We start from the raw sequence: 18405 nt of genomic DNA, 5'->3' as shown, positions 1-18405 counted from the left end.
AGACGAGGGGGACCGTGCCACACCCCCCTTCGCGCTCACTGGAACAGCTCGCCCTGCCGCGTGGCCGCCGTACCGGGCACGGTTTAAAAAGAGGGCGGATCATCGATCCGCTCCGCCGTCCGGAACCGCCCGAAGGCGAAGTCCCTTCGACGGCCACCACCGCCGAGACGAAGGCATCGACCCATGACGGAGCAAGGCCCCAGCAGAGCCCGGCAACTGCTCGGCGACACCGCGCCCGAGCTGGTGCGGCTGACCGACGAGGTGCTGTTCGGCCAGGTCTGGGCCGACCCGGCGCTGTCGCCCAGGGACCGCAGCCTGGTCACGGTCGCGGCACTGACCGCGCTCCACCGCCCCGAACAGCTCAACTCGCACCTGCGCCTGGCCCTGGCCAACGGCCTGAGCAAGGACGAGCTGGTGGCCGCGATCACGCAGCTGGCGTTCTACGCCGGATGGCCCAATGCGATGTCCGCGATAACCCAGCTGAAGGCCATCACCGAGGAGTGAAGCGGCCACCGCCGCCGAACGGACGAGGAACCATGGAAATCTTCCACCGCCCGCCCACCGCGAAGGGCCCGGCCGCCACGTTCACCGGAGACGTCTGGGTCGACGGGATCTACGCCTGCCCCCAGCCCGAGCGGGCCCGCCTGGCCGTCGTCCGGTTCGCACCCGGTGCCCGCACGCACTGGCATTCGCACCGCCTGGGCCAAACCCTGCACGTCATCGAAGGCGTCGCGTTGCTGGGCAGCCGCGACGGCGCCGTCATCGAAGCCCACCCCGGCGACACCATCTGCACCGCGCCGGACGAGGAGCACTGGCACGGCGCCGCCTCCGACCGCTTCATGGCCCACCTGGTCCTGATGGACGGCGACACCAGCGACGCCCCCCAGACCGCCTGGGCCGAGCCCGTCGCCGACGACGCCTACCGGGCACCCCGGGCCCCCACCCACTGACCACAGCGAACACACCGAAGGACAGGAACCCCCTCATGCGCGCAACACTGCTCTACCAAGCCGGCGACGTCCGCGTCGAGAACGTCGCGGACCCCAAGATCCAGCAGCCCACCGACGCGGTCATCCGCATCGTGGCCGGCTGCGTCTGCGGCAGCGACCTGTGGCCTTACAAGTCCCAGCCGTACGCCGACCACCCCCGCCAGATGGGCCACGAGTTCATCGGCGTCGTCGAGGAGACCGGCGCCGAGGTGATGAGGGTCAAGTCCGGCGACCTGGTCGTGGTGCCGTTCACCTACTCCGACGGCACCTGTGAGAACTGCCGCCGCGGCCTGACCACCTCCTGCGTCCACGCCGGACAGTGGGGTGTCGGCGGCGTCGACGGCGGCCAGGGCGAGGCCGCCCGCATCCCGTTCGCGGACGGCACCCTGGTCAAGCTTCCCGTCGGCGAGGATTCCGAGCTGCTGCCCGACCTGCTGACCCTCTCCGACGTGCTGTGCACCGGCTACCACGCCGCCCGCACCGCCGGAGTGAAGGCCGGCGACAGCGTCACTGTCATCGGTGACGGCGCGGTGGGCCTGTCCGCGGTCATCTCCGCGAAGCTGCTGGGCGCCGAGCGGATCATCCTGATGGGCCGTCACATCTCGCGCACCGACCTCGGGCGCGAGTTCGGCGCCACCGACGTGGTCGCCGGACGCGGCCAGGACGGCGTCGCCGCCGTGCGCGAGCTGACCGGCGGTACAGGCACCGACCGGGTGCTGGAATGCGTGGGTCTCAAGGACGCCCTGGTCCAGTCGGCCGGAGTGGTCCGCGACGGCGGCGTCATCAGCCGCGTCGGCGCCCCGCAGTACCCCGAAGTCCCGTTCGGGTTCATGGAGTTCATGCGCAACATCACCCTCACCGGCGGCGTCGCGCCCTCCCGCGCCTACATCGAGGAGCTCATGCCGCACATCCTCAGCGGCGCCATCCACCCCGGCCGGGTCTTCGACCGCACCGTGGCCCTGGACGACATCGCCGAAGGCTACCGGCTGATGAACGACCGCGAGGCCCTCAAGGTCCTCGTCCGCCCCTGACACCGCACCTCACACCCCGCACTCCACACAGCAAGGAAGAGACCATGGAACGCATCACCTTCCAGAACAAGGGCAACACCGTCGTCGGCAATCTGTTCCGGCCGGACGGCTTCCAGCAGGGCACGCGGTACCCGGCGATCGTGGTGACCCACCCCTTCGGCGCCGTCAAGGAGCAGGTCTCCACGACCTACGCGAAGCTGCTGTCCGCACAGGGCTTCGTCACGCTGGTCTTCGACGCCTCCTACCAGGGCGAGAGCGGCGGCGAGCCGCACTTCTCGGAGTTCCCGGCAGCGCGGGTGGAGGACATCCGCTGCGCGGTGGACTTCCTGAGCAACCACCCCGACGTGGACGCGGACCGCATCGGCGCGCTGGGCATCTGCGCGGGCGGCGGCTACACCGTCAACGCGTCGCAGACCGAGCTGCGGATCAAGGCGGTCGCGGGCGTGAGCACGTTCAACATCGGCTCCGCGCGCCGCGACGGCGTCGGCCCCCTGGGCAAGCAGTCGGTCGAGTACCGCACCAGCCTGCTGGAGCGCTCGGGCCAGGCCCGCACCCGCGAGGCGGCCGGCGGTGAGGTCGAGATGTTCTCGCTGATCGCCGACAACCCCAGGTTCGACATGAGCGACCTGTCGACCATCCCGACGATGTACCAGGAGGGCTACACGTACTACTCGGAGATCGACCCCAACCCGCGGTTCATGGGCACGTTCGCCCTGTCCAGCCTCAGCCAGCAGATGGCGTTCTTCCCGTTCGAGGGGATCGAGCTGATCTCCCCGCGCCCGCTGCTGCTGATCGCCGGCTCCGAGGCCGACACCCTCTACTTCAGCCAGGACGCCATCGCGAAGGCGAAGGAGCCCAAGGAACTCCTCGTCCTCGACGGCGCCTCGCACATCGACCTGTACTGGAACCCGGAGTACGTCCCGCAGGTCGCCGAGAAGCTCGCCCAGTTCTTCACCAAGAACCTGTAAGCGACCCGGCAGCCGGCAACACCGCCTCAGCGCGACAACCGCCGTGAGCGCCACGTCCTCCAGGCGCCCCGGTCCAGGGGCTGACAACCCCCGGACCAGGGCGCCTGCCGCGTTCACTCGCCCCGCGCCGCCGCCGGATCGTTCCTGGCGCAATCCCGTCAATCACCAGCCCCTGTACTGGAGATCGCATGCTCACCGTTCCTGCCTACGGCGCGACGTCCGCGACCGAACCGCTCACCCCGATGCGCATCCAGCGCCGCGACCTCGGCCCGCACGACGTCCTCATCGAGGTCAAGTACTGCGGCATCTGCCACTCCGACATCTCCCACGCCCGCAGCGAATGGCGCCCCGAGCCCTACCCGCTGGTCCCCGGACACGAGTTCACCGGCATCGTCACCGCGACCGGCACGGACGTCACCCGGCACGCCGTGGGCGACCGCGTCGGCGTCGGATGCATGGCCAACTCCTGCCGCTCATGCGCCAACTGCCGCAAGGGCCAGGAACAGTACTGCCTGCGCGGCACCACCCTCACCTACGGCTCCGTCGACCGGGACGGCACGACCACCCAGGGCGGATACTCCACCCATATCGTCGTCGACCAGGACTTCGTCCTGGCCGTCCCCGACGCGATCGGGCTCGCCGAGGCCGCCCCGCTGCTGTGCGCGGGCATCACCGTCTACTCCCCGCTGCGCCGCCGGCACGCCGGCCCCGGCTCGAAGGTCGCTGTTGTGGGCCTGGGCGGCCTGGGCCACCTCGCCGTCAAGCTCGCTCACGCGATGGGCGCCGAAGTCACCGTGCTCTCGCAGACACTCAAGAAGCAGGAGGACGGACTTCGCCTGGGCGCCGACCACTACTGCGCCACTGGCGACCCGGACACCTTCACGGCACTGTCCGGCAGCTTCGACCTGATCGTGAACACCGTCAGCGCCACGATCGACCTCAACGCCTACCTGTCGCTGCTGGCCCTCGACGGCGTCCTCGCCAACGTCGGCGTCGCCACCGAGCCGCTCTCCCTCAACGGCTACAACCTCGTCGCCCAGCGCCGCACCGTCACCGCCTCCCTCATCGGCGGCATCCGCGAGACCCGCGAGATGCTCGACTTCTGCGCCGAGCACCACCTCGGCGCGGACATCGAGATCATCCCCGCCCAGAAGATCAACGAGGCATACGAACGGGTCCTGGCCTCCGACGTGCGCTACCGGTTCGTCATCGACGCCTCCACACTGGCCTGAAGCCCCTACGGTTCCGTCCATCTGCGACTGGGTCTGCCTGTCGGCCTCAGGAAAAGTGAGCCCTGTGACCTCTTCGGCATGACCCGACGGCATCAACCACGCGTCCAAGGGGCGAAAATCCGCCCCAGCAGAAGCCCGGGACCTCTCCCAGGCCCTGAAAGGGCCCAAAACTACGAGATCCCGTCCGATCAGTAGTGATCGAACGGGATCTCGTGAACCGCTCCTGAGCTAACTCAAGACCAGCTGTTGGGTGGAGCTGAGGGGATTCGAACCCCTGGCCCCCTCGATGCGAACGAGGTGCGCTACCGGACTGCGCCACAGCCCCAACGAGAAGAAACTCTATCAGGTCCGGGCGGGTGGTCCGGCACCGCTTTTGGCGCTGGTGGGGGTGCGTGTCATTCGTTGGCGGCGCGGGGGTGGGGGGCGGGTTCGTCCGCGTACTGGTCGAAGAGGGGGGTGGACGGGGGGCGCCGCTGTCCGGGGGCGGGTGGCTGCTGCGGCTGGAGGTGGGGCTGGGGTGGTGGGACGACCGCGCGGCCGGCGCTCCAGGTGTCGGGGGCGCCGAGGTCGAGGCCGCCGGTACGGCGGGGGGCGACCGGGGCGGTGACGTAGGTGGGGAGCGGGACCGGGACCGGGTCCCAGCCCTCGGGGTCGCCGGAGTGGTCGCGCGGACCGTCGTGCCAGTCCTCCGACTCCTCGGCGGCGGCCGCCGCCTCGACCAGTGCCCGGGTGTGGTGCAGGCCCGAGCCGGAGGAGGTACGGCCGGTCGGCTGTGCGGCCGGCGGGGGTGGCGCCGAGACCGCCTGGGTCTCCGGGACGGCGGCGGCCCGGCGGCGGTCGCGCTCCCGCTCGCGGACCCGCTGGGCCGCCTCGGCCGCGCGGCGACGGTCGATCTTGACCTCGAACCGGCGGCGCTCCTGGCGGCGCAGGTGCGCGATGTAGACGGAGAAGAGGACAGCCGGGATCGCCGGGGCCCAGAGCAGGGCGACGCCGCCCACCGCCGCGGCGATCATGCCGAGAGTGAAGACCGCGAACAGCAGGATGACCATGCGCCGGCGGCGGGCCAGCAGGGAGGCGCGCCGTTGCTGGGCCTCGGACCGCTGGGTCCCGGCGCGACGGTCCGCCGCAGCGGCGGCCGGACCGGTCCCGGGGGTGGGAACGGACGTCGGGGCCGGGGCGGGCGGCGCGGTCTGACGCTGCTGCTGACGCGGGGACGATCCGGCCCCGGCGGCCGGCTTGGCCGCCGAGGCCTCGGCCGGGGCGTCGTCCTCCCGGTGCCGGGAGACCTTGCGTTCCATCGCCGCGCGTCCGGACAGCAGTCGGATCGCGGTGCTGAAGCGTTCGGTGGGCCGGGCCTCGTTCAGTTCGTCCTGCCGGCGGAGCCACATCGGCACCAGATAGGCAGCCCAGGCCCCCACGATCACCGCGTAGATGAGGCCGCTACTGCTCACGCTTCACACCGTACGGGCGAGGAGGAGTGCCCCGTGGCAATTCCGGCCGGTGTGTCGCACGCTCATGCTCATCTCACCCTAATTTTGTCGCTTTGAATCACAGATTCAGGACACAGTCGAACACATTTGTGAATGTACGGCTAGGAATTGGCTGCCGAGGTACTGTTCCCGCGCCATCGACGCAGCAGGCCCTCCGGCACCTCGTCGGCCGTCAGCGCGAAGACCAGATGGTCCCGCCAGCCGCCGTCGATGTGCAGATAGCGCGGACGGATCCCCTCCTCGCGGAAGCCGAGCTTCTCGACCACCCGTCGGCTGGGCCCGTTCTCCGGACGGATGCACACCTCGATCCGGTGCAGGCCCATGGTGCGGAAGCAGTGGTCCACGACCATCGCCACCGCGGTCGGGATGATCCCGCGCCCGGCGACCGACTCGTCGACCCAGTAGCCGATGTTGGCGGAGCACATCGACCCCCAGGTGATGCCGCCGACGGTGAGCTGGCCGACCAGCTGCCCCTGGTAGGTCACCACGAACGGCAGCATCCGTCCCGAGTGGGCCTCGGACCGCAGGAAGTGCACCATCTGACGGTAGGTCGGCCGCGGCGTCGAGGGGTTGCCCGGCTGGGCCGGGGGGACGGTGGCCTCCCAGCGGCGCAGCCAGTGCCGGTTGCGACCGCTGACCTCCTGCCAGGTCCTGCGGTCGCGCACCCGGATCGGTCGCAGCCCGACCGGGCCCTCGTGCAGCTCGACCGGCCAGAAGGCGTTCAGTGCAGTTCTCCTGACGGGAGGTCGGGCCTGCCACCTGCGGGCCCCTCGGCGTCGGGGCGCCGGTGGTCTCCCCCGTGCACCTGGTCGACCGCGTGGGCCAGCAGCGGCTCCAGCACCGCCAGGCCGTCCTTGACCCCGCCGGTGGAACCGGGGAGGTTGACGATCAGCGTGTTCCCGGCCAGGCCGGAGAGCCCGCGGGACAGGGCCGCGGTGGGCACTCCGGCGGCGCGGCCCTCGGCGCGGATCGCCTCGGCGATGCCGGGCGCCGGGCGCTCGATCACCTGTGCGGTCATCTCCGGGGTGAGGTCCATCGGGGTGAGCCCGGTCCCGCCGGTCGTCAGCACCACGTCGTAGCCCTCGGCCACGGCCGCGCGCAGCGCCGCCAGCACCGGCTCGCCGTCCGGCACCACCCGGGGGCCGTCCACCTGGAAGCCCATCGCGGCCAGACCCTGGACCAGCAGCGGGCCGCCCTTGTCGGCGTAGACGCCGGCCGAGGCGCGGTTGGAGACGGTGACGGCCAGGGCGCGCTTCACCGGACCTCACCCCCGACCGCCCCGTAGCCTTCGCGGTGCCAGTCCCCGCTCTTGCCGCCGGTCTTGGACTCCACCTGCACGGCGTCGATCCTGGCGCCCTTGTCCACCGCCTTGACCATGTCGATGACGGTCAGCCCGGCCACGGCGACGGCGGTCAGCGCCTCCATCTCCACCCCGGTGCGGTCGGCGGTGCGCACCGTGGCCGCGATCTCCACGGCCTGGTCGGTCACGGTCAGCTCGACGGTCACCCCGGAGATGGCGATCGGGTGGCAGAGCGGGATGAGGTCGGGGGTGCGCTTGGCCCCCATGATCCCGGCGATCCGGGCCACCGACAGGGCGTCCCCCTTGGGCACGCCCTCACCCCGCAGCAGCTCCACCACCAGGGGCGCGACCAGCACCCGGCCGGTGGCGCGGGCGGTGCGCACCGTGGTGGCCTTCTCGGAGACGTCGACCATCCGCGCCGCCCCCGTCGCGTCGACGTGGGTCAGCCGGTCGCTGTGCGAGCTACTCAAGGTGTCGTCTCCTGGGGCCGATGCCGTGCGGGCACAGGCTATCGCTGCCTGGCGGCTGCGTCAGATCGGACTGTCCGCGGCTTCCAGCAGGACGACCTCGACCTGCTCCCCCGCCGCGACCGAGGTGGTGTCCTCAGGGACCACGATGACCGAGTTGGCCTGCGCCAGCGGCCCCACCAGATGCGAGCCGGCTCCGCCGACCGGTGCGACGCTCCCCGGCTCGCCGGGCTTCCCGACGACATACCGCGCCCTGGCGAACTGTCGTCGGCCGGACGGGGATTGCAGCCCAGCGGTGAGCACCGCCCGGACCACCGGCCGGTGCACCTCCTCGGCGCCCATCATGGCCCGGATCGCCGGGCGCACGAACAGTTCGAAGGAGAGGTACGCGCTGACCGGGTTGCCCGGCAGGGCGAACAGCGGGACGGAGCCGTCCAGCAGGCCGAAGCCCTGCGGCTTGCCCGGCTGCATCCGCAGCTTGCGGAAGGAGATCACGCCCAGCGGCGGCTGCTCGACGCCCTCCGGCGCCAGCGCCTCCTTGACCACGTCGTACGCCCCCACGCTGACACCGCCGCTGGTGACCACCAGGTCGGCACGGATCAGCTGGTCCTCGACGACCTCGCGCAGCCGCTCGGCGTCGTCGGGGACCCCGCCGACCCGGTAGGCGATGGCGCCGGCGTCCCTGGCGGCCGCGGTCAGGGCGAAGCTGTTGGAGTCGCTGATCTGCCCGGGGCCCACCTCAAGGCCGGGCTGCACCAGCTCGCTGCCGGTGGAGAGCACCACCACCCGCGGCCGCGGCCGCACCCGCACGGTGTCCTGGCCGATCGCCGCGAGCAGCCCGATCTGGGCCGGGCCCAGCAGGGTGCCCTCGGGCAGCACCACCTGGCCCGAGCTGATGTCGTCGCCGCGGCGGCGGACGAAGGCGCCGCCCTCGGCGGGCCGGAACACCCGTACCTCGCCGCCGGCGCCCTCGGGCGAGCTGCTGCGCGGGGCCATGCCCACCGCGGCTTCCTTGCCGCCGCTGCCGCCGTCGGTCCACTCGACCGGGACCACGGCCTCGGCGCCGGGGGGCAGGGGCGCCCCGGTCATGATCCGGGCGCACTGCCCGGGGCCGACCACCGGCAGGTTGGCGGCGCCGGCGGCGATGTCACCGACGACGGTGAGCACCGAGGGGTACGCGTCGGTGGCTCCCTCGACGTCGGCGACCCGGACCGCGTAGCCGTCCATGGAGCTGTTGTCGAACGGCGGCAGGTCGACCCGGGCGGTGATCCGCTCCACCGTCAGGCAGCCCTGGGCCTCCAGCAGTTGCAGGTCGAGGGGCGGCAGCGGGCCGACAGTGCCGAGGATGTCGGCGAGGTGCTCGTCGACCGTCCAGTAGCGCTCCGCTTCGCTGTCGGCGGCGCAGGGGTCGCCCTCGGCGGTGTGCTCGTGCTGGTGGTCGCTCACTGTTCTCCCCCTGCTGCCGCGCTGCGTCGTCGTCCGCTGCCTACCCCTCTGTCACCCGAAGATGTCCAGCGGATGACGTCCCGGTGCTACTCGGCCCCGGTGAGGGTGTCCAGCTCGCCGCTGCCGACGAGCTCCTTGAGCCAGGTCCGGAAGTCCGGGCCCAGGTCATCACGCTCGCACGCCAGGCGCACGATCGCGCGCAGGTAGTCGCCGCGGTCGCCCGTGTCGTAGCGTCGGCCCTTGAAGAGGACGCCGTGCACCGGACCGCCGCGGCCCGGGGTGCGCTGGGCGAGCACCCGGAGCGCGTCGGTCAGCTGGATCTCGTCGTTCTTGCCGGGCGGGGTCTCCCGCAGCACGTCGAAGACGGTGGGGTCGAGGACGTAGCGGCCGATCACGGCATAGCTGCTGGGAGCCTCGCCGGGGGCGGGCTTCTCCACCAGGTCGGTGATCCGGACGATCTCGTCGTCGCCGCCGACGGTGCCGTGCCACTCGGCCGGCTTGACCGCCGCGCAGCCGTAGAGGTGCGCCTGGTCGGGGTCGACCTCGATCAGCGCCACGACGCTGCCGCCGAGTTCGCGCTGGACCTCGATCATCTTGGCCAGCAGCGGGTCGCGCGGGTCGATCAGGTCGTCGCCGAGGAGGACCGCGAACGGCTGGTCGGCGACGTGCGGCTCGGCGCAGAGGACGGCGTGGCCGAGCCCCTTGGGGTCGCCCTGGCGCACGTAGTGCATGGTGGCGAGGTCGCTGGACTCCCGGACCCGGGCCAGCTTGGCCTCGTCGCCCTTGCGGACCAGCAGCTCCTCCAGCTCGTACGCGCGGTCGAAGTGGTCCTCCAGCGGACGCTTGTTGCGCCCGGTGATCATCAGCACGTCGGTCAGCCCGGCGGACGCGGCTTCCTCCACCACGTACTGGATCGCGGGCTTGTCCACGACCGGCAGCATCTCCTTTGGAGTCGCTTTGGTCGCCGGAAGGAACCGGGTGCCCAGACCCGCGGCAGGGATGACGGCCTTGGTGATCTGGCGCGCACGTGCTTTCGTCATACCGATGACTGTACTGGCCAGCAGTCGCAGGTCAGGCCCGACCCCGTGCATTCACTGTCAGGTCACAGAGAGGTCACATCCCTGGGCCAGCAACCGGTAAACGGGCTGTGAAGCGGGAGTTGCAGACGGGGAGTCGTTTCCGGTCCGGTGGGTGTCCTGGCTGGAGTCCTCCGCCGCACCCTCGGATTCGAGCATGGATTCGGTCACGGGTTCGGTCATGGATTCGGTCGTCGGCTCCGGTCCGGTTTCCGGCTCGGTGTCGCCCGGTGCCGGCGCCGCCGGGCCCCGGGCCGCGGCCAGCGCGCGGTCGGCGGCACGCAGCAGCAGCGCGGCGTGGGCGCCGTCCCTGGGCAGCACGGCGGTGCCGACCGCCGCGCCGAGCCCGTTGACCGGAGCCGCCCCCGTTCCGTCTGATCCGTCTGATGACGGCACCGGGACCGACGGCAGCGCCAGCGGATGCCTGCGGACCGTCCAGCGGAGCCGCTCGGCGACGTGCTCGGCCCCGGCGGCGTCCGTGTCCGGCAGCAGGACCAGGAACTCCTCCCCGCCGTAGCGCCCGAACACATCGGTCTCGCGGACCTCCATGGCCAGCCGCTGGGCCAGGTCGCGCAGCACCGCGCCGCCGCGCTGGTGGCCGTGCTCGCGACGGATCTCGTCGAAGCCCTCGATCTCCAGCAGCAGCACGGCGAGCCGCTCGGCCCCCTCCGGCTGGACCGGCTGCCGGGCGCAGCGGGCGATCTCCCGGTCCAGGGCGAGCTGGAGGTAGCGGTAGTTCCAGACCCCGGTGAGGGCGTCCGTGTAGGAGGTGCGTTCGAGCTCGGCCCGGCCCTGCTGCAGCCGCTGCAGTTCCTGGCGCAGGCTCAGCTCGCCCGCGGCGGCGCTGCTGCGGGCACGGCGCAGCCGGGCGTAGGCAGTGACGGCGGCTGCCGAGGCGATCAGCAGCAGCGTAGCGAGGGCCACTGACAATGCGGTCTGCCGGTCCATCGGCCTGCCCCTCCGTCGGCACGTGCATACTCGGCTTCAGCTGGCGGGGTTCGGCCGTCCCGCTCCCGCACGAAAGGCCCGCTCATCCCATGTTGAACGAGAAGACCGCGCTGAGGTCACGCCTGCTGGCCGCCCGCGCCGCAATGTCACCCGAGCAGCGGAAGCAGGCGGGGCTTGAGCTCGGGCGCCGGGCGCTGGAACTGCTGCCCGCCCGGCTGCCGGCGGTGGTGGCCGGGTATGTGTCGGTGGGGGCGGAGCCGGGCACGCAGGCGCTGCTGGACGCGCTGCGGGCGCGGGGCGTGCGGGTGCTGCTGCCGCTGCTGCAGGAGGACAACGATCTGGACTGGGGTGTGTACCAGGGCGCGGAGAGCCTGGTCGGGGCGCGCCGCGGACTGCGCGAGCCGGGGGGCGCGCCGCTGGGCCCGGAGGCGGTGTGCGCGGCGGACCTGGTGCTGATGCCGGGCCTGGCGGTGGACCGACGGGGCGTCAGGCTGGGCCGCGGCGGCGGCAGCTACGACCGGGTGCTGGCCCGGCTGGCGGCGGCGGGCTCGCGGGCGCCGCTGGTGACCCTGCTGTACGACGACGAGGTGCTGCCGGAGATCCCGGCCGAGGCGCACGACCGGCCGGTGGACGCGGCGGTGACGCCCTCGAAGCTGTGGCGCTTCGGGGCGTGACGCCCTGGCCCCCACGGGTTCGGTGGTTCTGACGGAGCTTGGCTGCGGGGTTGCAACCGGCCACAGCCCGCAGCCAAGATCCGTCAGATGCCTACGGCGTCAGCGTCAGTTTGTCGACCGTCGCCGCCGTCACCGCGGCCTTGCCGAACGGCCAGGTCAGCAGCTGGCCCTCGGCCCAGAGCTGGGTCTGGTCGTTGTAGTGGGCGCTGTAGGCGTGGCCCGAGGCGCCACCGATGGTGATCCAGCGTGAGGCGTCCAGGTCGGACAGGTCCACGACCATCCGCATCGAGGGCACCCAGTCCACCTGGTAACCCGCTGCGGCGTCCCACCCGGTGGCGTCCACCGCCGCGCTGCTGCCGTCCAGTTGGTACGGCCCGCGGTTGAGCAGCTTGTGCACCAGCCCGGAGAAGATCGAGGAGTCGTCCGTGCCGAGGGTCTGCTCCTTGAGGGTCAGCGTGTGGATCCGGCCCCAGCTCCAGGTGCCGATGTCCTTGCCCATCAGCGAGGTGAGCTGCTTGCGGGCGTCGACCATGGCCTTGAGCAGCATGTTGTCCAGGCCCTGGACCTGCGCGCCCTTGGTGTCGGTGTACGTCCACCAGTCGCTGCTCGGCTGCTTCAGCAGCGCGGTGACCGCGGTGGTCCACTGGTCGCCGCCGTCCGGCTGGGCCTGGTCGGGGCTGCGGGTGCCACAGACCGAGACCCGCTTGGGGGCGGCGTTCACCCCGTCCACCGGGACCTTGGCGGTGCCGGCCGGCAGCTGCAGCACGCAGTCGGTGGTGGCGCGGACCTGCGCCGGGAACTTCTCGTCGAAGGCGAGGTGCAGCAGGTTGCTCCAGACCGCGTTGTAGTACGCGGCGGCGGCCGATCCCGCGTCCTGCTTGTAGTTCCAGTCCTTGAGCAGCTGCTGCGCGTCCTTGTAGTAGGGATCGTTCAGCGGCACCTTGAGCAGGTAGGGGACCAGGGTCTGCGCCATCACGCTGGTGTCGTCGGTCTGCATGCTCTGCATGTCGTCCGGCGAGATCCTCCCGCCGTTCGCCAGCTTGGACCTGATCAGGTTGGTGATCTGCTGGGAGCGGGTGCCGTAGCCCCAGTCGTCGGTCAGCTCGTACGGGTACGAGCTGTCCACCACGGCCTGGTTGGCGGTGACGATGTACCCGGAGGAGGGGTTCTCCACGTAGGGCAGCGCCGCCTGCGGGATGAATCCCTTCCAGCTGTACTGCGAGGTCCAGCCCGGCATCGGGTAGGTGCCGTCGTCGCCCTTGGCCCGGATCGGGATCTGGCCCGGGGCCTGGTAGCCGATGTTCCCGGCGGTGTCGGCGTAGACCAGGTTCTGCGCCGGGACGGCGAAGTCCCGTGCGGCGGCCCGGAACTGGGTGAAGTCGGTGGCCCGGTCCAGCTCGAACACGGCGTCCATGGACTTGCCCGGGTCCAGGGCGGTCCAGCGCAGCGCGATGGCGTAGCCGCCGTTGCGGGGCGGCGCGGTGCCGTCGACCGGGGCGTCCTGGCCGACCGACTGCTGCTGGGTGTTGTGGTCGGAGATGATCGGCATGCCGTCGGCGGTGCTGCGCACGGTGATGGTCTGGTCGGCGCCCCCGGCGACCTTGATCACCTCCTGGCGGGTGGTGAACTTCGCGTTCTGGCCGTTGTACAGGTAGGTGTTGTCCCCGGTGACCTGCTCCAGGTAGAGGTCCTGGACGTCGGCGCCGAGGTTGGTGAAGCCCCAGGAGATCGACTGGTTGTGGCCGATCACCACGCCCGGCATCCCGGCGAAGGTGAAACCGGTGGTGTCGAACGGGCACGCGGTGCCGACGACAGTGCAGTGCAGGCCCATCTGGTACCAGATGGACGGCAGTCCGGGGCCGAGGTGCGGGTCGTTGGCCAGCAGCGGCTTACCGGTGGTGGTGTGACTGCCGGAAATCACCCAGGAGTTGGAGCCGATGCCCTGGCCCGGGTCTCCGAGCAGGGCGGGGATGCTGTCCAGGTTGGCGGCGAGCTGGGTGGCGGCCGTCTGTGAGGCCTGCACCGCACTCGACACCGAGCCGCTGCTGCCGGTCGTCGTGGTCGTGGTCGTCGAGGAGGCCTGGGTGGCGCCGGTGCTGCTTCCGCTGCTGCCGGAGGAGCTCGACGACCCGTCGCCGGCCGCCGGGTGGTAGGTGGCCTTGGCGGTGCCGGCGTCGCTCACCGTGCCGGTCTTCAGGATGGTGCTGTTGGTGCTGTACGGGTAGGACGGGTACAGCTCCGCGATCTGCTGCTTGCTGAGGTTCTGCGAGAGCAGCGAGCGGTCGATCTCCTGCTGCATGTTCCCGCTGAGGTCCCAGGCCATCGCCTTCAGCCAGGACACCGAGTCCACCGGGGTCCACTGAGCCGGCTTGTACCCGCTGTAGGCGGTGCCGAGCAGTGCGTACTCCAGCGAGGCGCCGGCCCCGCCGGGGTGCTCGGCGAGCCAGGCGTTGACGCCGTCCGCGTAGTCCTGGAGGTACTGCTTGGTGGTGGCGTCGAGCTTGGTGTCGTACTCCTGCTGCGCCACGTCGCGCCAGCCCATGGTGCGGATGAAGGCGTCGGTATCCACCTGTCCCTTGCCGAACATCGAGGCCAGGGTGCCCGAGGTGATGTGCCGGTCGACGTCCATCTGCCAGAAGCGGTCCTGGGCCTGGACGTATCCCTGGGCCTTGAACAGGTCCGCCGGGGTGTTCGCGTAGATCTGCGGAATGCCCTTGCTGTCGCGGTCGACGCTCACCGGCGCCGAGAGTCCGGCGAGGTGCAGGGTGCCGGTGGTCTGCGGGAAGGAGGCCTTGACGGTCCTCACCCCCAGCCAACCGCCGAGCCCTGCGCCGACGACCAGCAGCAGGACGACAAGGATCACCAGCAGTCGGAGCCGGCGGAACTTCTTGGTGCGGGGCATCAGGGTCCTTGTGGGGCAGGGGCTCATCCGCCGCCAGAGGGCGCGGTGCGGTGCGGCGGAGCCGACGCTAACACTTGAACCGAATGCCCTGTTGACTGGTATCGGCCTTGGCATCCGCCCAGATTCTTCACGCTGGACAGGCAATCCCCAAGGCAAGGTAAAATGTTAAACACGTATACATCTGACTGCTCGTCTGACGCCTGCTGCCGTGAGGTGCCCCTGAGTGACAGTCCACCATCTCGACACCCTGCTCCTGGCCTTCTCCCTGGTCCTCCTCGTCGCCGTGGCCGCCGTGCGGCTCGCCTCCCGGAGCGGCCTGCCCAGCCTGCTGCTCTACCTCGGCATCGGCGTCGCCCTCGGCCAGGACGGACTGGGCGTCGGATTCGACAACGCGTCACTCACCCAGGTTCTCGGCTATGCCGCGCTGGTGGTCATCCTCGCCGAGGGCGGCCTCAGCACCAGCTGGACCAGCATCAGGCCCGCCGCCCCCGCCGCCGCCGTGCTGGCGACCGTCGGGACCGGCGTCAGCGTCGCGGTGACCGCCCTGGGGGCGCACCTGCTGGTCGGCACCGACTGGCGGCTGTCGCTGCTGCTCGGCGCGGTGGTCTCGTCCACCGACGCCGCCGCGGTCTTCTCGGTGCTGCGCCGGGTCCCGCTGCCGTCCCGGCTCAGTGGGCTGCTCGAAGCCGAGTCCGGCTTCAACGACGCCCCGGTGGTCATCCTGGTCGTCGCCTTCGCCACCACCGGACCGATAGACAGCTGGTACGTCCTGATCGGCTCGATAGCCATGCAGCTGGCCATCGGCCTGGTTCTCGGCCTCACCGTGGGCCGTCTGGGCTCGCTGGCGCTGCGCCGGGTCGCGCTGCCCTCCTCCGGCCTCTACCCCATCGCCGTGACCGCGCTGGCGCTGCTCGCCTACGCCGGGGGCGCGCTGCTGCACGGCTCCGGATTCCTCGCCGTCTACATCGCGACGCTGATCCTCGGGAACTCCCGGCTGCCGCACGGGCCGGCCACCCGCGGCTTCGCCGAGGGGCTCGCCTGGATCGCCCAGATCAGCATGTTCGTCCTGCTCGGGCTGCTGGTGACCCCCCACACCATGGCGGACGCGATCGGCCCGGCGCTGGTCGTCGGCCTGGTGCTGGTGTTCCTGGCCCGCCCGCTGTCGGTGCTGCTGACGATGACCCCGTTCGGCATGAACCTGCGCGAGCAGACCCTGCTCTCCTGGGCCGGGCTGCGCGGCGCGGTGCCCATCGTGCTCGCCACCATTCCGGTGGTCGCCCAGGTGCCGGGCGCGCACCAGCTGTTCAACATCGTGTTCCTGCTGGTCGTGGTGTTCACCCTGGTCCAGGGCCCGACGCTGCCCTGGGTGGCGCGACGGCTGCGGATCAGCGACCCGGGCCACGCGGACCGGCTCGACGTGGAGTCCGCGCCGCTGGAGCGGCTGCACGGGCATCTGCTGTCGCTGACCCTGGCGCCCGGCTCCAGGATCGCCGGCGTGGAGGTCAGCGAGCTGCGGCTGCCCAGGGGCGCGGCGGTCACCCTGGTGGTCCGGGACGGCGCCAGCTTCGTCCCCGGGCCGACGACGGTGCTGAGGGCCGGCGACGACCTGCTGGTGGTCGCCACCGACGAGGTACGGGACCGCGCGGAGCGGCGGCTGCGCACCGTGGACCGGGGCGGCAAGCTCGCCGGATGGCTCGGACAGCGCGACACCTACTGACCGTGACGACTCGGCAACAGCTCGCATCGTCACAGCTCACAGTGGCCACGGTGGACTATCGCCGCGGAATACCGCATCATTGACCGTCGTTAGCACTCATCAGGCGAGAGTGCCAGCCAGGAGGAAAAGACAGTGCCGACGTACCAGTACCAGTGCACCGAATGCGGCAACGGCCTCGAGGCGGTCCAGAAGTTCACGGACGACGCCCTGACCGTCTGCCCGGCGTGCAACGGCAGGCTTCGCAAGATCTACTCCGCCGTCGGCGTGGTCTTCAAGGGCAGCGGCTTCTACCGCACCGACAGCCGCTCGTCGTCGAGCAGCGCGGTGGGGGCGGCCAAGCCGGCCGCTGCTTCCTCGACGTCCTCGTCCGGCGACTCGTCGTCGAGCTCGTCCGGGTCGACGGGTTCGTCGTCGTCCTCGTCGTCCTCGTCGTCCTCGGGCAGCAGCTCCGGTTCCGGCTCGGGCAGCAGCTCGCCCGCCGCCTGACCCGAGCGGTCGGGCGGCCGGGCGGCCGGGCGGCAGCCGAACGTCAGACGTCCGCGGAATGTAAGACCGTCTGGGCTACGGCGGACCCCGGCTCTTCGTATGCTGCCGCCCATGGCCAACTCTCAGCACGAGACACCCGCAGCCGATATCGGGATCATCGGCGGAACCGGTCTCTACGCCCTGGTGGACGATCTCGCCGAGGTCTCCGTCGACACCCCGTACGGGCCGCCCAGCGACTCCCTGTTCGTCGGCGACTTCGGCGGCCGTCGGGTGGCGTTCCTGCCCAGGCACGGCCGCGGGCACCGGATTCCGCCGCACCGCATCAACTACCGGGCCAATCTGTGGGCGCTGCGCTCGCTGGGCGTACGCCAGGTGCTGGGGCCGTGCGCCACCGGCGGACTGCGGCCCGAGTACGGCCCCGGAACGCTGCTGGTGCCGGACCAGTTCGTGGACCGCACCTCCGGGCGGACGCAGACCTTCTACGACGGTGAACGGCGCGGCGACGGACTGCTGCCCGAGGTGGTGCACGTCTCCGCGGCAGACCCCTACTGCCCCACCGGGCGGCTCGCCGCCCTGAAGGCCGCCGGGGCGTCCGGCTGGGAGCCGGTGGACGGCGGGACGCTGGTGGTCATCGAGGGCCCGCGGTTCTCCACCCGGGCCGAATCCCGCTGGTACGGGGCACAGGGCTGGGCGGTGGTCGGCATGACCGGGCACCCCGAGGCCGTGCTGGCCCGGGAACTGGGGCTCTGCTACACCTCGGTGGCCGTGGTGACCGACCTGGACGCGGGCGTCGAGACCGGCGAGGGGGTGACCCACGCCGAGGTGCTGCGGGTCTTCGCCGGCAGCATCGACCGGCTGCGCGGGGTGCTGACCGGCACGGTCACCGGGCTGCCGGACACCGCGGAACGGGACTGCGTCTGCTCGCACGCGCTGGACGGACTGGAGACCGGGCTGGGTTTCTGACCCTCCCTCACCCGTGGGCCTCACCCGTGGGGGTGAGGGAGTTTTCCACACCCCCCAGGTTGTCCACAGGAGGCGGCCGGGCGGCAGCGGAGAGCCGGGCGAAGGGACATCGTGGAGGCAGTCCGGTCGGGAACAGCCCGGCCGTCCCCGGAGGCGGTGTCCCATGTCCCTGATGACCGAATCCCCTGTGGCCGAGTCCCTGCTGAGCGGCAATCCGGTGCGCCGGGCCAACCGGCACCGGGCGCACTCGCTGCGCCCCGGCCCGGGCCGTGACCAAAGCCTGCCCGTCCATGAGCCTGAAGCATGGGACGAGGCGGGCTGGGACTACGGGGAGGACACGTCCGCCACCGCAGACCCCACCCCCACCCCCACCGCCGCTCCGGCGACGTCCGGCCCGCTCGCGCCCCGTCCCGCCGCGCTGCCCTGCGAGGCCCCCGCTGTGCCGCCCCGGCGCACCGTGGCGCCGTTCCCGCCGATCCGGGCCGGCGGCGGGCGGCACCGGCTGCCTGCCGCCGTGCGACGAAGGCCCGGGCCGATCGCCGCCGGGCTGATGGTCGCGGCGACCACCCTCGCCGCCGGCTCCCTGCGCGGCATCCCCGCCCCGGCACCGAGCCACCCGGCCGCCGCGGCGCCGCTGCGCATCGAGGTGGTCGACGATCCCCCGCAGGAGTGATGTGGCCGGGTGAAATCGGAGTACCGCGCCGGCCGTGAGCCCT

18 protein-coding genes and 1 tRNA gene are annotated in these 18405 nt (G+C 71.6%); 10 read left to right on the top strand and 9 right to left on the bottom strand.

Annotated features, from left to right (window positions below; all coding sequences use genetic code 11):
* Positions 1–183: 183 nt before the first annotated feature.
* The 5 genes from ABH941_RS39020 (at position 184) to ABH941_RS39000 (ending at position 4220) form a co-directional block, all read left to right on the top strand.
* On the top strand, positions 184–504 hold the full coding sequence (locus tag ABH941_RS39020; protein WP_370136114.1) for a carboxymuconolactone decarboxylase family protein: 321 nt from the start codon (positions 184–186) through the stop codon (positions 502–504).
* Positions 505–536: 32 nt separating this feature from the next.
* Positions 537–950 (top strand): cupin domain-containing protein, encoded by a 414-nt coding sequence (locus ABH941_RS39015; protein ID WP_370136112.1) that lies wholly within the window; start codon positions 537–539, stop codon positions 948–950.
* A 35-nt stretch (positions 951–985) separates the two neighbouring features.
* On the top strand, positions 986–2020 hold the full coding sequence (locus ABH941_RS39010) for an alcohol dehydrogenase catalytic domain-containing protein (protein ID WP_370136109.1): 1035 nt from the start codon (positions 986–988) through the stop codon (positions 2018–2020).
* Between the two features lie 44 nt (positions 2021–2064).
* Entirely contained in the window at positions 2065–2988 is a 924-nt protein-coding gene (locus ABH941_RS39005) for an alpha/beta hydrolase (protein WP_370136106.1), read from the top strand.
* 188 nt (positions 2989–3176) lie between these two features.
* Positions 3177–4220 carry an NAD(P)-dependent alcohol dehydrogenase gene (locus ABH941_RS39000; protein WP_370136103.1) on the top strand — a complete coding sequence of 348 codons (1044 nt, stop codon included), beginning with the start codon at positions 3177–3179 and terminating at the stop codon, positions 4218–4220.
* Between the two features lie 251 nt (positions 4221–4471).
* On the opposite strand, the gene ABH941_RS38995 is transcribed toward ABH941_RS39000, so the two are convergent.
* The 8 genes from ABH941_RS38995 to ABH941_RS38960 form a co-directional block, all read right to left on the bottom strand.
* A tRNA-Ala gene (locus ABH941_RS38995) sits at positions 4472–4545 on the bottom strand.
* A gap of 70 nt (positions 4546–4615) precedes the next feature.
* Positions 4616–5671 carry a gephyrin-like molybdotransferase receptor GlpR gene (glpR, locus tag ABH941_RS38990; protein ID WP_370136100.1) on the bottom strand — a complete coding sequence of 352 codons (1056 nt, stop codon included), beginning with the start codon at positions 5669–5671 and terminating at the stop codon, positions 4616–4618.
* Between the two features lie 140 nt (positions 5672–5811).
* Complete coding sequence (locus ABH941_RS38985; protein WP_370136162.1) at positions 5812–6435, bottom strand: GNAT family N-acetyltransferase; 624 nt, start codon at positions 6433–6435, stop codon at positions 5812–5814.
* Positions 6432–6968 (bottom strand): molybdenum cofactor biosynthesis protein B, encoded by a 537-nt coding sequence (locus ABH941_RS38980; protein ID WP_370136096.1) that lies wholly within the window; start codon positions 6966–6968, stop codon positions 6432–6434. Before ABH941_RS38980 ends, ABH941_RS38985 begins: the two co-directional genes overlap by 4 nt.
* On the bottom strand, positions 6965–7423 hold the full coding sequence (gene moaC / locus ABH941_RS38975; RefSeq protein ID WP_370136159.1) for a cyclic pyranopterin monophosphate synthase MoaC: 459 nt from the start codon (positions 7421–7423) through the stop codon (positions 6965–6967). The genes ABH941_RS38980 and moaC overlap by 4 nt, the downstream gene beginning before the upstream one ends.
* A gap of 117 nt (positions 7424–7540) precedes the next feature.
* Positions 7541–8923, bottom strand: coding sequence for a gephyrin-like molybdotransferase Glp (glp, locus tag ABH941_RS38970; protein WP_370136094.1), 1383 nt, complete (start codon positions 8921–8923; stop codon positions 7541–7543).
* 86 nt (positions 8924–9009) lie between these two features.
* Positions 9010–9963, bottom strand: coding sequence for a UTP--glucose-1-phosphate uridylyltransferase (locus ABH941_RS38965; RefSeq protein WP_134001617.1), 954 nt, complete (start codon positions 9961–9963; stop codon positions 9010–9012).
* Between the two features lie 57 nt (positions 9964–10020).
* Positions 10021–10947 (bottom strand): GGDEF domain-containing protein, encoded by a 927-nt coding sequence (locus tag ABH941_RS38960; protein ID WP_370136091.1) that lies wholly within the window; start codon positions 10945–10947, stop codon positions 10021–10023.
* Positions 10948–11036: 89 nt separating this feature from the next.
* Between ABH941_RS38960 and ABH941_RS38955 the strand changes: the two genes are divergently transcribed.
* Positions 11037–11621, top strand: coding sequence for a 5-formyltetrahydrofolate cyclo-ligase (locus ABH941_RS38955; RefSeq protein WP_370136088.1), 585 nt, complete (start codon positions 11037–11039; stop codon positions 11619–11621).
* A 91-nt stretch (positions 11622–11712) separates the two neighbouring features.
* Here ABH941_RS38955 and ABH941_RS38950 read toward each other — a convergent pair whose 3' ends face one another.
* A complete protein-coding gene (locus ABH941_RS38950) occupies positions 11713–14523 on the bottom strand; it encodes a penicillin acylase family protein (RefSeq protein WP_370136085.1) in 2811 nt (936 codons plus the stop codon).
* A 223-nt stretch (positions 14524–14746) separates the two neighbouring features.
* Here ABH941_RS38950 and ABH941_RS38945 point away from each other — a divergent pair, with 223 nt between their 5' ends.
* From ABH941_RS38945 to ABH941_RS38930, 4 genes are all read left to right on the top strand, one after another.
* Entirely contained in the window at positions 14747–16240 is a 1494-nt protein-coding gene (locus ABH941_RS38945) for a potassium/proton antiporter (RefSeq protein WP_370136082.1), read from the top strand.
* Between the two features lie 132 nt (positions 16241–16372).
* Positions 16373–16726: an FmdB family zinc ribbon protein gene (locus ABH941_RS38940; RefSeq protein WP_370136079.1), complete on the top strand. Its 354-nt coding sequence runs from the start codon at positions 16373–16375 to the stop codon at positions 16724–16726.
* Positions 16727–16837: 111 nt separating this feature from the next.
* Positions 16838–17689, top strand: coding sequence for an S-methyl-5'-thioadenosine phosphorylase (locus ABH941_RS38935; protein WP_370136077.1), 852 nt, complete (start codon positions 16838–16840; stop codon positions 17687–17689).
* Positions 17690–17861: 172 nt separating this feature from the next.
* Complete coding sequence (locus ABH941_RS38930; RefSeq protein WP_370136074.1) at positions 17862–18362, top strand: hypothetical protein; 501 nt, start codon at positions 17862–17864, stop codon at positions 18360–18362.
* Positions 18363–18405 lie beyond the last annotated feature (43 nt).

Source organism: Streptacidiphilus sp. EB103A (assembly GCF_041261405.1).
In the GTDB taxonomy this organism is placed as follows: Bacteria; Actinomycetota; Actinomycetes; order Streptomycetales; family Streptomycetaceae; genus Streptacidiphilus.
The sequence above is the reverse complement of the archived record's forward strand: the minus strand, read 5'-3'. Positions and strand labels throughout refer to the sequence as shown.